We start from the raw sequence: 14,442 nt of genomic DNA, 5'->3' as shown, positions 1-14,442 counted from the left end.
TCGGCCCCGTAAACGGTACCGAACCTACTCGAAGAAGCGGCCACGGTAGAACGTCGCCAGATCCATGTCGAAGTCGGTCAGGCGGAGGATATCCGACTCGGAGAGGTCGTCGTACTCGGCGACGTACGCCTGCGCGTCGCTCTCGGCCGCGAACGGTAACGGGTTGCGCTGCATCGGGTCGTCCACCCGTTCGGCGTTCGTCTCGCGGACGAACCACGCCGACCGCGCGTCGATCAGTTCTTTCGTCTCGTGGTCGTGGACCCAGAGCCCCGCGAACGTCGCGCCCTCGTGAGACGGCTCGAAGTTGCCGGGGTCGACGTAGTAGGCGGCCAGACAGCCCGACGAGCAGAAGAACGCGCGGTCGCCCACCTCGACGGTCAACTGGGCGTTGTAGTCCGGGAACTTCGCCGGCATCATATTACAGACGGCACACGACGCGTCCTCGGGGATGGGCGCGGGATCGGTGAGAGCGACCGACTGTTCGGTCGGGGTCGCCGTGGACGTCGGCTCGGCCGCGTCGTCCGTCCCACCGGCACAGCCGGCGAGCGCGGCCGTCAGCGTGCCCGCGGCGACGACGAGGCGCCGTCGGGTGAGCGATGTTCGTGTCACGTCAGTCCGTACGCCGCCGCCCGGCTTGTACCGTCTGGTTGGGTTATCGAAACTGTCAGCGTGGCGTCGCCACTGGTCCGGCGGGCGTCGAAAGAAATGTCGGATCGGCCGAGTCGCGCGTTACGACTGCCGCGTGCGCTTACTCGAAGAGTTCGACGGCCTGCTCGTAGCGGGCGCTCGGCTCCTCCCAGTCGACGACCTGGAAGAAGTTGTCGACGAAGTCGCCGCGGGCCGGGCCGTAGTCGTGGTAGTAGGAGTGCTCCCAGACGTCGAGCGCGAGGATGGGGTGGGAGCCCCAGAGCGCGCCCTGGTCGTGCTTGTCGACCACGACGTTGCGGAGCTGGTTCGAGAAGCTGTCGTAGACCAGCAGCGCCCAGCCGCCGGCAGCGCCGGCAGCAGCCTCGAACTCGCCCTTCCAGGCCTCGTAGGAACCGAAGTCCTCCTCGATCCGGGCGGCGAGGTCGCCGCTCGGCTCGTCGCCACCCTCCGGCGACATGCAGTCCCAGAAGAGGTCGTGGAGGATGTGCCCACAGCCGTTGTGGGTGACGTTCCGAATCGCGCCGGCCGAGGAGCCGAAGTCTCCGCCTTCACGATTCGCTTCAAGCGTCTCCTCGGCGCTGTTCCAGCCGTTCACGTAGCCCTGATGGTGGGTGTCGTGATGCCAGGTCAGTACCTGCTCCGAGATGTGCGGCTCGAGGGCGTCGTAGTCGTACGGCAGTGGATCAAGTTCGTAGCTCATGGTGTAACCTCCACACAGATGATGTATCGGCACGCTGTTAAGCTTTGAGGAAACGTACGGTAACACGTCCCACAGGGCTGCGAGCGGATAGATAGGGACTTACGTCGGGGTCGTGGACGGTCGGGCGATGCGTGGCTGGCACGGCGTGGGACTGGTCGCTGGCTGGCAGACCGTCGCCAGCCTCTGTTTCTACGCCATCTTCGCCGCGACGGCGTTTCTCCGCTCGGATTTCGGCCTCTCGCGCACCCTCGTCGGCGTCACCATCACCGTCACGATGCTCGGCTATACGCTCCTGCTGTTCGTGATGGGGGCGGCCGTCGACGGCTACGGCGAGCGACGGGTGATGGTCGGCGGTCTCCTCGGTCTCGCCGTCGGCGCCGCCGGCGTCGCTATCGCGCCCTCCTATCCCTTGCTCCTCCTCGCCCTCCTCGTGCTCGGAGGCGCGTACGCGACGGCTATGCCTGCCACCAACCGGGCCGTCCTCGCCGTCGCGCCGCCCGGCCGGCGCAACCTCACCATGAGCATCAAACAGGTCGGCGTGACCGTCGGGAGTGGGCTGGGCGCCATCCTCGTCACGTGGATGGCCGCCACGCGCGTCGGGTGGCGCGGGGGATTTTTCGTCGCCACTGCCGTCGGCGTCGGCGTCGCCCTCGCTTTCGGCTACTGGTACCGCGGCGACGGCGGCACCGGCTCGATGGGCCTGCCCGACGTGCGGGGACTGCTCGCCCGTCCCGACTACCGACTGCTCGTCGCCGCCGGCTTCTTCTACGGCGCCGCCATCCTGACCACGACGGCCTACGTCGTCCTCTATCTCACCGAATCCGTCGGCGCGGCGGCCGGCGTCGCGGGGACCGTCCTCGCGCTCGTGCAACTCACGGGGAGCGCCGGCCGTATCGGCGGCGGCGCCCTCGTCGACCGCCTGCCGCTCGACGACGCGCGGGCGAGCGCGCTCGTCCTCGTCGGGCAGTCGGCGCTCGGCGTCGCCTGTCTCGTGGCCGTCACTGCCGTCGACACGCCGCTCGTCGCCGCCGTCGGCTTCGCCGTCCTCGGCCTGTTCGTCTTCGGGATTCCCGCCACCTACTACGCCTGCATGACGGCGCTGGTACCCTCGGATCGCGTGGGCGAAGCGACCGCCGGCGGGCAACTCACCATCAACGCCGGCGGCCTCATCGCGCCGCCGACGTTCGGCTACCTCGTCGACACCGCGGGCTACACGACCGGGTGGCTGGCGCTCGCGGCGGGTGTCGGCGTCGCGGCGCTGTTGCTGGGCCGACTGGCGTTGCTGACGCGGTGACCTACGACACCCACCGATCGCGTTGTGGGGTGTACTCTAGATCCGTCGCCACCGACTCGGCCGTCTCGGCGTCGGCGAGCCGCTCGATCAGGTGGAGCGCGAGGTCCAGCCCCGACGTGATGCCGCCAGCGGTCAGTACGTCGCCGTCGTCGACGACGCGCGCGTCGACCACGTCGGCGTCGGTGGCGCGCAGGTCGTCGAGCGCGCCGCCGTGGGTGACCGCAGGCCGACCGGAAAGCACGCCAGCGCGCGAGAGGAGCATCCCGCCCGTACACACCGCCGCGAGCGTCGTCCCCGCGTCGTGGAGGCGGGCGAGGGCGTCGGGAATCGCTCCTTTCTCGGCCTCCGCCCACGCCCCCTCGGGCCGGCGGTCGTTCCACCCACCGCCGGGGACGACGACCACGTCCGGCGGGTCGTCGACCGACAGCGTGCCGTCCGGGTCGATCCGGAGGCCGTGGGCGGCGGTCACGCGCTCCTGCGCCGAGAGCGTCACGAGCGACGTGTCGAGGGAGGCGCCCGCGTCGGCCGCCATCTCGAACGCCTCGAAGGGACCGACTGCGTCCAGTTCGTCGAAGCCGTCGTAGACGAGGATGTCGATAGTCGTCGGCATAGCGGAGTGGAAGCGAGCCCCGAGTATATACCCCATGCCAGCGAAGGTGTCACCATGGCGACGATCAAGGACAGCGTCCACGACCACATCGAGGTGACGGGCGTCGCCGAGGACTTGCTGGACACGCCGGCGATGCAACGGCTCCGCCGCATCCGCCAGCTCGGCACCGTCTCGCTGGTGTACCCGTCGGCCAACCACACCCGCTTCGAGCACAGCCTCGGCGTCTACCACCTCGCGAGCGAGACGCTCGATCATCTCGGCGTGGCCGGGCGGACGGCCGAACGTATCCGCGCCGCCGCCCTCCTACACGACGTGGGCCACCCCCCGTTCAGCCACAACGTCGAGGAACTCCTCTACCGGCACACGGGGAAGTATCACGACGACGTGGCCGACCTCCTCGCCGACGGACGTGTGGGGGCAGTCCTCCGGGAACACGACCTCGACCCCGACACCGTCGCGGGCCTCGTCGCCGGCGAGGGGCGCTACGGCCAACTCGTCTCCGGCGAACTCGACGTGGACCGGATGGACTACCTCGTCCGCGACGCCCACCACACCGGCGTCCCGTACGGCACTATCGACCACGGGCGACTGGTCCGAGAGCTGACGTTCGTCGACGGCGAACTCGTCCTCGCGGAGGGGAACGTTCAGACCGCGGAGAGCCTCCTGCTCGCGCGGGCGCTGATGAACCCGACCGTCTACCGGCATCACGTCGCACGCATCGGGAAGGCGATGCTCCGGCGAGCGACGGAGCGGCTGATCCGCGAGGCTGGATACGACGCCGAGACGGTGCGCCGGTGGGACGACGCCGACCTGCTAGCGACGCTCCGGCGTACCGACGCGACCGCCGACTTCGCCGACCGTCTGTCGACGCGTGACCTGTTCAAGCGGGCGGTGTGGGCGGAACTCCCCGACGTGCCCGAGGACTTGCTGGAGGCCGACCACGAGCGAATTCGCGAACTCGAACGCGAGGTGGCGGCGGCCGCCGACCTCGACCCCGATTCGGTCGTCGTCGACGTGCCGCCGCCGCCGGAGATCCGCGAGTCGTCGTCGCGGGTGGTCGTCAACGGCGAGATCAGACGTCTGGATCGGCAGTCGCCGCTCGTGAGCGCGCTCCGGGTCGCCGGCCGCAACCAGTGGCGCCTCGGCGTCTACGCCCCCGCTGGCGCCGTCGACCGCGTCGGCCGAGCGGCCGTCCGGGCACTCGGACTCGACGTGGACGGCGCGCCGATCACCGAGGTTCGCGGTGGCCTCGACACGACGCTCGACGAGTTCGGGTAAGTTGAAGGATTGCGCCCTCCCTCATCCAGTATGGAGGTCGAAGGAACCGTTCTGCGGGGCCGGGCGTTCGAACCGATCGAGGGACGCGTCGTCGTCGAGGACGGCAAAATCGTCGCCGTCGAGGAGACGACCACGGACGCCGACGCCATCGTCTGCCCCGCCTTCGTCAACGCCCACACCCACATCGGCGACTCCATCGCCAAGGAGGCCGGCCGGGACCTCTCGCTCGACGAACTCGTCGCGCCGCCGGACGGCCTCAAACACCGCCTGCTTCGCGACGCCTCGACCGCGGAGAAAGTCGCAGCTATGCGGCGGTCGCTCCGATTCATGGAGCGGTCGGGCACCGCAGCGACCGTCGAGTTCCGCGAGGGTGGCGTCGAGGGCGTCGAAGCGATCCGTGAGGCACTGCAGGGGCTAGACATCGAGGCGACGGTCCTCGGCCGCGAGACGACGGCGGCGATGGAGGCGGGCGACGGCTTCGGCGCCAGCGGTGCCCGCGACGCCGACTTCACGGCCGAGCGCGCCGCGACCCGCGAGGCGGGCAAGCCGTTCGGCATCCACGCCGGCGAACGGGATGCCGAGGATCTCACCCCCGCGCTCGACCTCGATCCCACCTTCCTCGTCCACGTCGTCCACCCCGAACCCGCGCATCTGGAGCGGATCGAGCGCGGCGGGGTACCGGTCGTCGTCTGCCCGCGGTCGAACCTCGTCACCGGCGTCGGGGTGCCACCGATGGCCGAGCTGCTCGACCGGACCACGGTGGCACTGGGTACCGACAACGTCATGCTCAACAGCCCGTCGATGTTCCGCGAGATGGAGTTCGCGGCGAAAGTCGGTGGCGTCGGCGCCGTCGACGTACTGCGGATGGCGACGGTCAACGGCGCCGAACTCGTCGGCCTGAACTGCGGCCTGATCGAACCCGGCCGCGCGGCGAAACTCCTCGTCCTCGACGGCGACTCCGACAACCTCGCCGGCGTCCGTGATCCGGTTCGCGCGGTGGTCCGCCGGGCAGGCGTCGACGACGTGGACCGCGTCGTGCTGTGAGCGTGTGAAGAGTTATGTGATGGAGTGTGCTACCATTACACATGGGCGCGTACGAACGGATTCTCGTTCCGACCGACGGTTCCGACGGCGTGGAGCAGGCGATCGAGCACGCTATCGAGGTGGCCGCGATCAACGACGCCGAAGTCCACGGAATCTACGTCCTGAGTACGGACGCGTACGCGGGGCTGGCGATGGAGTCGTCGTGGGAGAGCGTCGACCGCTTGCTCCGGGAAGACGCCGAGAAGGCCGTCGCGCGCGTCCGCGATATCGCCGAGACGGTGGATTCGACCGTCAGCGTGGAGACGGCGGTGGTGGAAGGCAAGCCGAGCCGAGAGATCGTTCGCTACGCCGAGGAAGTGGACTGTGACCTCGTCGTGATGGGCACCCACGGCCGCGGCGGGATCGACCGCCTGTTGCTCGGGAGCGTCGCCGAGTCGGTCATCCGGGCGTCGTCGATACCGGTGACGACGGTCCCGGTCGGCAGCGAGTGAGTCACGCCGGCCGGAGGTGCTCGCAGTCGCCGGCGTGGACGGTCCGTTCGCCGTCGGCCGTCCGGACGACGAGGGCGCCGGGGAACGTCACGTCGACCGCCTCGCCCTCGACGACGCCGCCGGGCGTGTCGACCCGCACCTCGCGACCGAGGGTGACGGCGTAGTCGCGCCACGCCGGCAGAATCGAGTCGGGGTCGGCCCGGAGGTCGTGAAACGCTTCGACGACCCGCTGGCAGAAGCGACGACGGTCGGCGTCGCCGCCTGCCGTCCGGATACTCGCCCCTTTCTCGGGCAGGTCGGCCGCGCTCACGTCGACGTTCGCACCGACGCCGACGATCAGCCACGAGATACGGTCGGCCTCCCCCTCCATCTCGGTCAGGATGCCCGCGAGTTTCCCCTCCGACCCCGCCACGAGCACGTCGTTGGGCCACTTGATGACGGCCTCGACGCCCGCCTCGCGGCAGGCGCGCGTGACGGCGACGGCGGCCGCGAGCGTGAAGACGGGCGCGTGGGCCGGGGGACGGTCCGGGCGACACAAGAGACTGGCGTAGACGCCGCCGGGCGGCGACGACCACGGCCGGTCGAGACGGCCGCGGCCACCCGTCTGCTCGCCGGCGACGACGAGGACCTCCGCCTCGCCCGCGACCGCCAGTTCCCGCGCCCGATCGTTCGTGCTCGGGAGGCTGTCGTGGTACTCGACGGCGTAGGGAGCGTCGAGGCCGAACGCGATGGCGTCGCCGCCGTAGTCGGGGACGGAACGGACGGTGTAGCCGTCGGCGTCGCTCTCGACGACGAATCCCTCGTCGCGGAGCGCCTCGACGTGTTTCCAGACGGCCGCGCGCGAGACCCCGAGTTCGTCGGCGAGCGTCGGTCCGGACACCGGTCCGTCGGCGTCCGCGAGCGTCCGGAGGAGCGAGCGGCGCGTGTCGCTCATTCCAGCACGATCAGCGGGTCACCCATGTCGACGCTCTCGCCCTCGCTCACGAGCACCTCGCTGACCGTCCCGCCGCTCTCGGCGACGATGTCGTTCTCCATCTTCATGGCTTCGAGGACGAGGACCACGTCGCCGGGCGCCACCTCGTCGCCGGGTTCCACGTCGACCGAGAGGATGGTCCCCTGCATCTCGGCCTTGATCCGCTCGCCGTCGCCGGCGGCGACCGTCCCGCCGCCGTCGTCGTTCGTGGCGGCATCGGGGCGTTGCATACCGCCCCCGCCGCTCGACTTCGTGCCGCCGGTCGGGATAGCGGGGGCGCCGCGTTCTTCCAGATTCACCTCGAAGCGCTTGCCGTTGACCTCGACGGTGAACTCGCGTTCGGTCACCTCCTCGTCCCCGTCGTCGGCGTCCGTCTCCTCCGGCCCCCAGCGCTCGACGGCGCGTTCGATGCGCTCGTGGTCGAGTTCCTCGTCGAGGTAGTTCGTGGTGTGGGTGCCCTCGGTGAACCGCTCGTCCGTCACCATCAGTCGGTGGAAGGGGATGACGGTGTGGAACCCCTCGATGTCGAACTCGCGGAGGGCGCGTTCGGCGCGGGCGAGACACTCGTCGCGGTCGCTCGCGCGGACGATCAGTTTGGCGATCATCGAGTCGTAGTCGCCGCCGATGTCGTCGCCCTGTCGCACCGCGTCGTCGACGCGGACGCCGATCCCGCCGGGCGGATCGTACGTCGAGAGGCGGCCGGTCGCGGGGGCGAAATCGCGGGCCGCGTTCTCGGCGTTGATCCGGAACTCCATCGCGTGTCCCTCGATCTCCACCTCGTCCTGTGCAAAGCCGATCTCGTTGCCCGCGGCCACCTTGATCTGTTCTTTCACGATGTCGATGCCCGTGATCTCCTCGGTGACGGGGTGTTCGACCTGGATGCGCGTGTTGACTTCGAGGAAGTAGAACTCGCCGTCCTCGACGAGGAACTCGACGGTGCCGGCGTTGGTGTAGTCGGTCTCGCCCACGCCGCGGCGGGCAGCGTCGCCGATGCGTTCGCGCAGGTCGTCGGAGAGCGCCGGACTCGGTCCCTCCTCGATCACCTTCTGGTGGCGGCGCTGGAGCGAGCAGTCGCGCTCGCCGAGGTGGCGGACGTTGCCGTGGTGGTCGGCGATAATCTGCACCTCGATGTGTCGCGGGGCTTCGAGGAATCGTTCGAGGTAGACGGAGTCGTTGTCGAAGTACGCCTCGCCCTCGCGTTTGGCCGCGGCGAGTTGGTCTTCGATCTCGTCGGGACTCTCGACGATCTTCATGCCGCGCCCGCCGCCGCCACCTTCGGCCTTGATGGCGATCGGGTAGCCGTTCTCCTCGCCGAACGCCTCGACCTCCGCCGGGTCCTCGACGGGATCGGTCGTCCCCGGCACGACCGGCACGTCGGCACCCTGCATCACCTTGCGCGCTTTCGTCTTCTCGCCCAGCCGCTCCATCGCGTCGGATGGCGGCCCGATCCACGTGCATTCGCTATCCTCGACGCGGGCGGCGAAGTCGGCGTTCTCCGCCATGAACCCGTAGCCGGGATGGATCGCGTCCGCGTCGGCCTTGCGGGCCGCCTCCAGCACGGCGTCCTGATCGAGATAGGAATCCGCGGCCCGCGCCGGACCGACGTTGTACGCTTCGTCGGCGTAACGGACGTGACCCGCGTGCTTGTCGGCCTCGCTGTAGATGGCGACGGTCCGAACGCCCAGTTCCTCGCAGGCCCGCATGACACGCACCGCGATCTCGCCCCGGTTGGCGACGAGAACCTTCCTGAACATGTCCCCGTGTACGAACAATTACCCCGTTAGTGTATCGGTCGGAGAACAGATACGGACGTTCGAGACAGGTGTTTCACAGTTCGGGACCGAATATGCCGTAGTGGGCGAGAAAAGTTCAAATATCGGTAGCTAATTGGGATTATATCGTCGTTAGTCAAATTATTGGTTGGGTTGGACTGTTCCCGAATCCAAACGGCCTTATGTGAGAGTCCCACACGGGTAACCAATGTCAGTACAAGTCGGCATTCTCGGTGCGACCGGTGCGGTTGGACAGCGATTCATCCAGCTTCTCGACGACCACCCCACGTTCGAACTCGCGGCGCTCACCGCCAGTGACGAGAGCGCGGGCAAGCCCTACCGCGAGGCGGCGAAGTGGCGGGTCGATTCGCCCATCCCGGTCGACGTGGCCGAGATGACGGTCCGTCGCACCGACCCGGAGGCGGTGCCGGACGACGTCGATCTCCTCTTCTCGTCGCTGCCTTCTAGCGTCGCCGTGGACGTGGAGGAAGACTTCGCCCGCGCGGGCTACGTCATCTCCTCGAACTCCTCGAACGACCGCCTCGCGGAGGACGTGCCCCTCACCATCCCGGAGATCAACCCCGAACACCTCGACCTGATCGAGGTCCAGCGGGACGAGCGTGGCTGGGACGGCGCGCTGGTGAAGAACCCGAACTGTTCGACGATCACGATGATCCCGCCGCTCGCGGCCCTCGACGAATTCGGTCTCGACCGCGTCAACGTCTCCACCCTGCAGGCCGTCTCCGGCGCGGGCTACTCCGGCGTCACGTCGATGGAGATCATCGACAACGTCCTCCCACACATCGGCGGCGAGGAGGACAAGATGGAGACCGAATCCCGAAAACTGCTGGGCGAGTTCGACGGCGCGGAGATCGCGTGGCACGACGTGGAGGTCGCGGCCTCCTGTAACCGCGTTCCGACGCTCGACGGCCACCTCGAGAACGCCTTCGTCGACCTCGCGGACGAGCCCGACGTTGACGAGGTGGAGGAGGCGATGCGGGAGTTCCCCGGCGTCGACCTGCCGAGCGCCCCCAACCAGCTCATCCACGTCTTCGACGAACCCGAACGCCCCCAGCCCCGGATGGACCGGATGCGGGGTCAGGGTATGCAGATCTGTGTCGGCGGCGTGCAGTCCACCCGCCGCGGTGTCAAGTTCAACTGCCTCGCGCACAACACCGTCCGCGGCGCCGCGGGCGCCAGCGTCCTGAACGGCGAACTGCTCTACGAGAACGGCTACCTGTAGCGTGGCGCCGTAAACGGGGGTCCCCTTTTCACTCGCGACGCGTCAATCCATCAGCCGCGCTTCGGTGAAGGAGAGATAGGCGAAAAAGGAGAGCGCGAGCAACAGCATCCCTGCCATCATGAAGACGCCCTCGTAGATGTACTTCAGAATCAGCAGGACAGCGGCGACGAGTATCGTCCGGAAGAGGAGGGTGCCCAAGAGGACGTTAAATGCGCTCACATTCGTCCCATGTTGGTGTGCGAACAACAAAAATCCGCCGGCGGTCGGCGCGGAAACCAATGGCTCATAACCCCACCGGATCGTGTGTTACCTATGAGCACTGAGGACGGGTCGGAGACGGACACGGGAACGGAGTCAGCGGACGCCGACGACGACGGGGACCGTCCCCTCTCGGAGATCGGCGTCGGCGACGGACGGGACAAACACATCCATCTGGTGACCGAGAGCGGCAAAGAGATCGACCACGACGATGTGTTTATCCGCCACACCGAGACGGAGTATCTCGTCTGCGAGGATCACGAGTTTCCGGCGTCCGAAACCACGCGCTACCGGAAGGAGAACATCGGCCGCGTCAAGATCACCCAGCACCACTCGAACTGTTTCATCACGACGGCGACCGCCGGCGAGGGGCCGACGCTCGACTCGCTCCGAGGGTTCCGTGCCGACGTGATGCGGCCCTCCCCCACCGGGCGGACGTTGCTCCGCGTCTACGACGCGACGAGTCCCCCCATCGCGGCGACGCTCGACCGCCACCCGGAGGCAGTCCCGACGCGCCTCGTCCGTGGGCTGGTCGACCGCTGTGGCTCCCTCGCCGACCGGCGGCGAGCGGCGACGGGGCGCGGCCAGCGGGCGACCCTCTCGCTCGTGCTGATCGGGCTCTACGTCGTCGGTGTCTGTCTCGGGGCACTCGCCCACGGGTGGCTTCGCGCCCGCGAGCGGTGGGTTAGCTGAAGAATCGCTCGACGTTCTCGCGCGGATCGAGGCCGGAGCCAGCCTCGACGACGACGTCGAAAGGCCGCCCCTCGGCGACTTCCCGAAGCGACTCGGCGAGCGAGTCGGGGTCGTCCTCTTCGTGGAGCCTGATCGCGTGCGAGCGCGACCCGTCGGCCGGATAGACGGTGAGTTTCGGCCGGCCCATGAATCCGCCGCGGTGGAGGACCACTCGATCGATCGCCTCGTAGTTCAGCCAGTGGACGGTGTCGGCCTGGAGGAGCACCTCGTCGATGCCGTGGACGTCGTACACCTGCTGCATCGCACTGGCCTCGCGGTGGTGTTTCTTGAATCCAAGCCCGAACATCGGCGTGATGTAGCTGTACTCCGCGATGTGGAGGCCGTCGTCCGCGAAGAACATATCGACGAGACGAAGCGGGAAGGAGCCAGCCATACCGAAGTGAACGTGGAGTTCGGTTTCGATGTCGGTCGACGGCAGATCCTCGAACTCGTCGGGGTGGGCGTCGTCGACCTCGGGATTCTCGAACTCCACAGCGTCGACGTCGTCGGAGTCAGATGCCATTCGCGCCCTCCAGTTCGGTGCGGTAGCCCATGTACGCGAAGAGGAATGCACCGAGGATAAAGAACACGCCGGCACCCCGACTGACCTCGAGGGCGACGTAGATGCCGACGGCGAGCCCGAAGACGGCGGTCGCGACGGACGCACGGAGGCGGAGCGAGTACGACTCCGTCGGGTCGTCGGCGCCGGTGCCGGCCTCCGCGTGGTCGCGGCCGACCCGCCGTTCCCCGATGTACGTCACGATCATCACCGCGAGACTCGCGACGACGATGGCGGTCCGCGCACCCGGAGAGAGTCCTATCTCGAAGGCCCGCCGGAGTGCGAGTGGGATGCCGATGGCGATCAGCCCACCGAGATAGACGAACAGCCGATAGGCGACCAGAAAGCGCAGTAGCGTCTCGAACGGACGCCCTGACGGGCGCGTCTCGGATGCCATAGGCTCAGTTGACGACGCAAATAAATAAAAACGGTTGGTCGGTGGTCGTTACGAGAGGAAGCCTTTGGCGGCGTCCGCCCCGTCGACGGTGCCGGAGGCGTTCAGCTTCGCGGTGGCCGAGCGGTACATCGTGTAGATCTGCACGACGAGTGCGAAGACCCACAGCGCGTAGCCACCCGGTGCGCTTCCGACGACGCCGACCGTCGTCTCGAACATCGGGAAGCTCAGTCCGTAGGCTTCCGGCGAGTTGAGCACACCACCGATCAGCAGGATGGTGAAGTACCCGAAGAAGCCGGTCGCCCACCACATGGCGAGGACGCGACCCCAGCCGGGCTGGGTGTGTTCGGGCAGGCGCGTCGTGTTCAGGATGGTCACCAAGGCGTTGTACGGCCACATCATCGCACCGGCGATGGCGGCACCGATGACCAGCAGGATCCACGGCTGCTGGAACTGCGCGACGATGATGAGAATGCCCCACAGCGTGAAGAGCGTGAGCAGGCCGAGGAAGACCCGCGAGAGGTCCCAGCCGGCCGAACGTCCGTACCCCTCGAAGATGATGTCCACGCTGTTGCGGACGAACGCTTCGAGGATGGCGTACTGCGTGCTGAACAGGGCGATAAAGATCACCACGTACATCAGCTGGCCTTGGACCGCACCGAGCTGCGGGATGACCACGTCGAGCCACATGTTGATGGCGCCCTGATCGGTCCCGGCGGCGTACTCGGCGGTGATCGTCATCGCGACCGTCGCGACGATGAGCAGGCCAATGACGAACGTCAGGAAGTGTTCCTGCTGGGTGATCTTCCACCACGCCTTCCAGCGGCGCAGGTTCTTCTCGCTCGGTTCGAAGGTGAAGCCACCGTGAACCTCTTCCGGCTCTGCACCACGGAGCGGGTTCTTGATGCGGCCCTGGTAGGAGCCCATGCCGTATCCCTTCTCGCGGGCCCAGACGCCCTGTGCGAGGTTGACGTACCCCCCGGCACCCGCGTACGCGAGGCCGCCGAGGAACGTCGCGATGTCCATGTTCTGCGGGAGCGCGCCGAAGTTGACGGCGCCCGCGGGGATGCTAGCGAACTGGCCGATCGAGCCGGCGATGAACGCCAGGATGACCGCGCCGAAGATGGCGACGAACATCATGACCAACTGAGCCTTCTCGATAGCGTTGTACAGGATCGGACCGGCCTGGTAGCTGAGCCAGATCAGCACCATCGTGATGACGCCGATGATCGCCCAGTCTTCACGCGGGACGACGCCCGTCCACGCGGCGAACACCTCTGAGGCGCCGGCCGCCCAGCCGGGCCATCCGACGTGGAAGAAGCCGGCGACGAGGAAGAACCACGGCCAGAAGCTGTTCAACCGGTCGAACGCTCGGAAGATGCTCTCGCCAGTGGCAATCGTCCACCGCTGAATCTCCGTGTTGATGAAGAACTGGGTGATCACGCCGACCCAGAACGCCCAGTACAGACCCCAGCCGTTCTGAGCGACGAGCGTCGGCCAGAACATCGTCTCGCCGCTCCCGAGCGACGCGCCGAGCATGATCGCGCTCGGCCCGACGATGTGAGACACCTTCGGCACTTTGGGCAGGTCGTATTTCCGGTAGCCCCATTTGCCGTCGGTGCTCGGGTACTCGCTCGTCTCTGGCGCGACATCGAGCGAGTCGTAGTCAACGTCACGATACACCGTCGCACGATACTGTTCCCCGACTTCGGCTGTCGTGAAGATGTCGTCTTCGGTCAGGCCGCCGTCGGTTTCTACTTTTGGTTCGTCGTGGTCGTCTGTCATAATCTCCCCTTGATTCGCGGGATCATACTTCGTGGGTCATGCTACCATCGTCTGTGCGATCCATGTTATCCAGGTTTGTCATATCATAAATAATCATCGATGCATGCCAGCGCGTTTACGTTTTTGAACGAATAAGCGGATAGACAAACCTGCAAACGTCGAATTCGCGGGGCTCAAGCGCGGAGGAGAACAGGGACGGTCAGTCGAAACGTGTCAGCAATCCACGATTCGGACCGTTGCGCCACCCCCGTCAGGGAGGCCTGACAGGGGAGCAATGTCGTCGAGGCGAGCGACGACGTTGACCGGCGACGCCGCACGCGGCTCGGACCCCGTACTCGCCGGTGTCGGGCCCCAGAACAGGCACAGCGCGTTCCCCTGTGGCCAGTAGGCGACCGTCCCCGGTTCGACCTCAGCCCGGGCGTTCGCCTCCGCGGGAGTGTCGACCGGAATCCGGAAGTACAGTTCGTCGCCCCAGCGCGTCGCCTCGCCCTCGACGGGGAGGGCCTCTGCGATAGCCGAACGCGTCTCGGGACTCTCGTCGACCCACGTGGCTTCGATGTCGGTACCGTCGACCGTGACGACGAAGTCTGCCTCGGACATGGTGGGGTCGTCGATGCGGACGGCTATATATCCGGGGGAAAGGCGAAAAAGAGCGGGCTAT

At 67.4% G+C, this 14,442-nt stretch carries 16 protein-coding genes; 6 read left to right on the top strand and 10 right to left on the bottom strand.

Features of this window, described 5'->3' with window-relative positions:
• Window positions 1-24: 24 nt before the first annotated feature.
• Window positions 25-609, bottom strand: a complete 585-nt coding sequence (locus DU502_RS08565; protein WP_121918966.1) for a nitrous oxide reductase accessory protein NosL — start codon at window positions 607-609, stop codon at window positions 25-27.
• A 139-nt stretch (window positions 610-748) separates the two neighbouring features.
• The gene (gene sod, locus DU502_RS08560) at window positions 749-1,348 is read right to left on the bottom strand and encodes a superoxide dismutase (RefSeq protein ID WP_121918965.1); all 600 of its coding nucleotides are present in this window, start codon (window positions 1,346-1,348) and stop codon (window positions 749-751) included.
• A 127-nt stretch (window positions 1,349-1,475) separates the two neighbouring features.
• Between sod and DU502_RS08555 the strand changes: the two genes are divergently transcribed.
• Window positions 1,476-2,642, top strand: a complete 1,167-nt coding sequence (locus DU502_RS08555; RefSeq protein ID WP_121918964.1) for an MFS transporter — start codon at window positions 1,476-1,478, stop codon at window positions 2,640-2,642.
• A gap of 1 nt (window position 2,643) precedes the next feature.
• On the opposite strand, the gene DU502_RS08550 is transcribed toward DU502_RS08555, so the two are convergent.
• Window positions 2,644-3,252, bottom strand: a complete 609-nt coding sequence (locus DU502_RS08550; protein WP_121918963.1) for a DJ-1/PfpI family protein — start codon at window positions 3,250-3,252, stop codon at window positions 2,644-2,646.
• Window positions 3,253-3,306: 54 nt separating this feature from the next.
• Between DU502_RS08550 and DU502_RS08545 the strand changes: the two genes are divergently transcribed.
• The 3 genes from DU502_RS08545 to DU502_RS08535 are packed head-to-tail and all read left to right on the top strand — an operon-like array spanning window position 3,307 to window position 6,065.
• On the top strand, window positions 3,307-4,530 hold the full coding sequence (locus DU502_RS08545) for an HD domain-containing protein (RefSeq protein WP_121918962.1): 1,224 nt from the start codon (window positions 3,307-3,309) through the stop codon (window positions 4,528-4,530).
• A 30-nt stretch (window positions 4,531-4,560) separates the two neighbouring features.
• Window positions 4,561-5,574: an amidohydrolase family protein gene (locus DU502_RS08540; protein ID WP_121918961.1), complete on the top strand. Its 1,014-nt coding sequence runs from the start codon at window positions 4,561-4,563 to the stop codon at window positions 5,572-5,574.
• Window positions 5,575-5,615: 41 nt separating this feature from the next.
• Window positions 5,616-6,065 (top strand): universal stress protein, encoded by a 450-nt coding sequence (locus DU502_RS08535; protein WP_121918960.1) that lies wholly within the window; start codon window positions 5,616-5,618, stop codon window positions 6,063-6,065.
• Window position 6,066: 1 nt separating this feature from the next.
• Here the strand turns inward: DU502_RS08535 and DU502_RS08530 are convergent, their stop codons facing one another.
• Both DU502_RS08530 and DU502_RS08525 read right to left on the bottom strand, forming a co-directional pair.
• Window positions 6,067-6,999, bottom strand: a complete 933-nt coding sequence (locus tag DU502_RS08530) for a biotin--[acetyl-CoA-carboxylase] ligase (RefSeq protein ID WP_121918959.1) — start codon at window positions 6,997-6,999, stop codon at window positions 6,067-6,069.
• Window positions 6,996-8,792: an acetyl-CoA carboxylase biotin carboxylase subunit gene (locus tag DU502_RS08525; RefSeq protein WP_121918958.1), complete on the bottom strand. Its 1,797-nt coding sequence runs from the start codon at window positions 8,790-8,792 to the stop codon at window positions 6,996-6,998. Before DU502_RS08525 ends, DU502_RS08530 begins: the two co-directional genes overlap by 4 nt.
• Window positions 8,793-9,018: 226 nt before the next feature.
• Between DU502_RS08525 and asd the strand changes: the two genes are divergently transcribed.
• Window positions 9,019-10,053: an aspartate-semialdehyde dehydrogenase gene (asd, locus tag DU502_RS08520; protein WP_121918957.1), complete on the top strand. Its 1,035-nt coding sequence runs from the start codon at window positions 9,019-9,021 to the stop codon at window positions 10,051-10,053.
• Window positions 10,054-10,095: 42 nt separating this feature from the next.
• Here asd and DU502_RS18245 read toward each other — a convergent pair whose 3' ends face one another.
• On the bottom strand, window positions 10,096-10,272 hold the full coding sequence (locus DU502_RS18245) for a hypothetical protein (protein WP_158601116.1): 177 nt from the start codon (window positions 10,270-10,272) through the stop codon (window positions 10,096-10,098).
• Between the two features lie 93 nt (window positions 10,273-10,365).
• Between DU502_RS18245 and DU502_RS08515 the strand changes: the two genes are divergently transcribed.
• Complete coding sequence (locus DU502_RS08515) at window positions 10,366-11,004, top strand: CFI-box-CTERM domain-containing protein (protein WP_121918956.1); 639 nt, start codon at window positions 10,366-10,368, stop codon at window positions 11,002-11,004.
• Here the strand turns inward: DU502_RS08515 and DU502_RS08510 are convergent.
• The 4 genes from DU502_RS08510 to DU502_RS08495 form a co-directional block, all read right to left on the bottom strand.
• Window positions 10,997-11,566 (bottom strand): hypothetical protein, encoded by a 570-nt coding sequence (locus DU502_RS08510; RefSeq protein ID WP_121918955.1) that lies wholly within the window; start codon window positions 11,564-11,566, stop codon window positions 10,997-10,999. The genes DU502_RS08515 and DU502_RS08510 overlap by 8 nt on opposite strands.
• Window positions 11,556-11,999, bottom strand: coding sequence for a hypothetical protein (locus tag DU502_RS08505; RefSeq protein ID WP_121918954.1), 444 nt, complete (start codon window positions 11,997-11,999; stop codon window positions 11,556-11,558). Before DU502_RS08505 ends, DU502_RS08510 begins: the two co-directional genes overlap by 11 nt.
• A 48-nt stretch (window positions 12,000-12,047) precedes the next feature.
• The gene (locus DU502_RS08500) at window positions 12,048-13,781 is read right to left on the bottom strand and encodes an Nramp family divalent metal transporter (RefSeq protein ID WP_121918953.1); all 1,734 of its coding nucleotides are present in this window, start codon (window positions 13,779-13,781) and stop codon (window positions 12,048-12,050) included.
• A 213-nt stretch (window positions 13,782-13,994) separates the two neighbouring features.
• Window positions 13,995-14,381, bottom strand: a complete 387-nt coding sequence (locus DU502_RS08495) for a cyclophilin-like fold protein (RefSeq protein WP_121918952.1) — start codon at window positions 14,379-14,381, stop codon at window positions 13,995-13,997.
• Window positions 14,382-14,442: the final 61 nt, after the last annotated feature.

This window comes from Haloplanus aerogenes, assembly GCF_003856835.1.
GTDB lineage: Archaea > Halobacteriota > Halobacteria > Halobacteriales > Haloferacaceae > Haloplanus > Haloplanus aerogenes.
The sequence above is the reverse complement of the archived record's forward strand: the minus strand, read 5'-3'. Positions and strand labels throughout refer to the sequence as shown.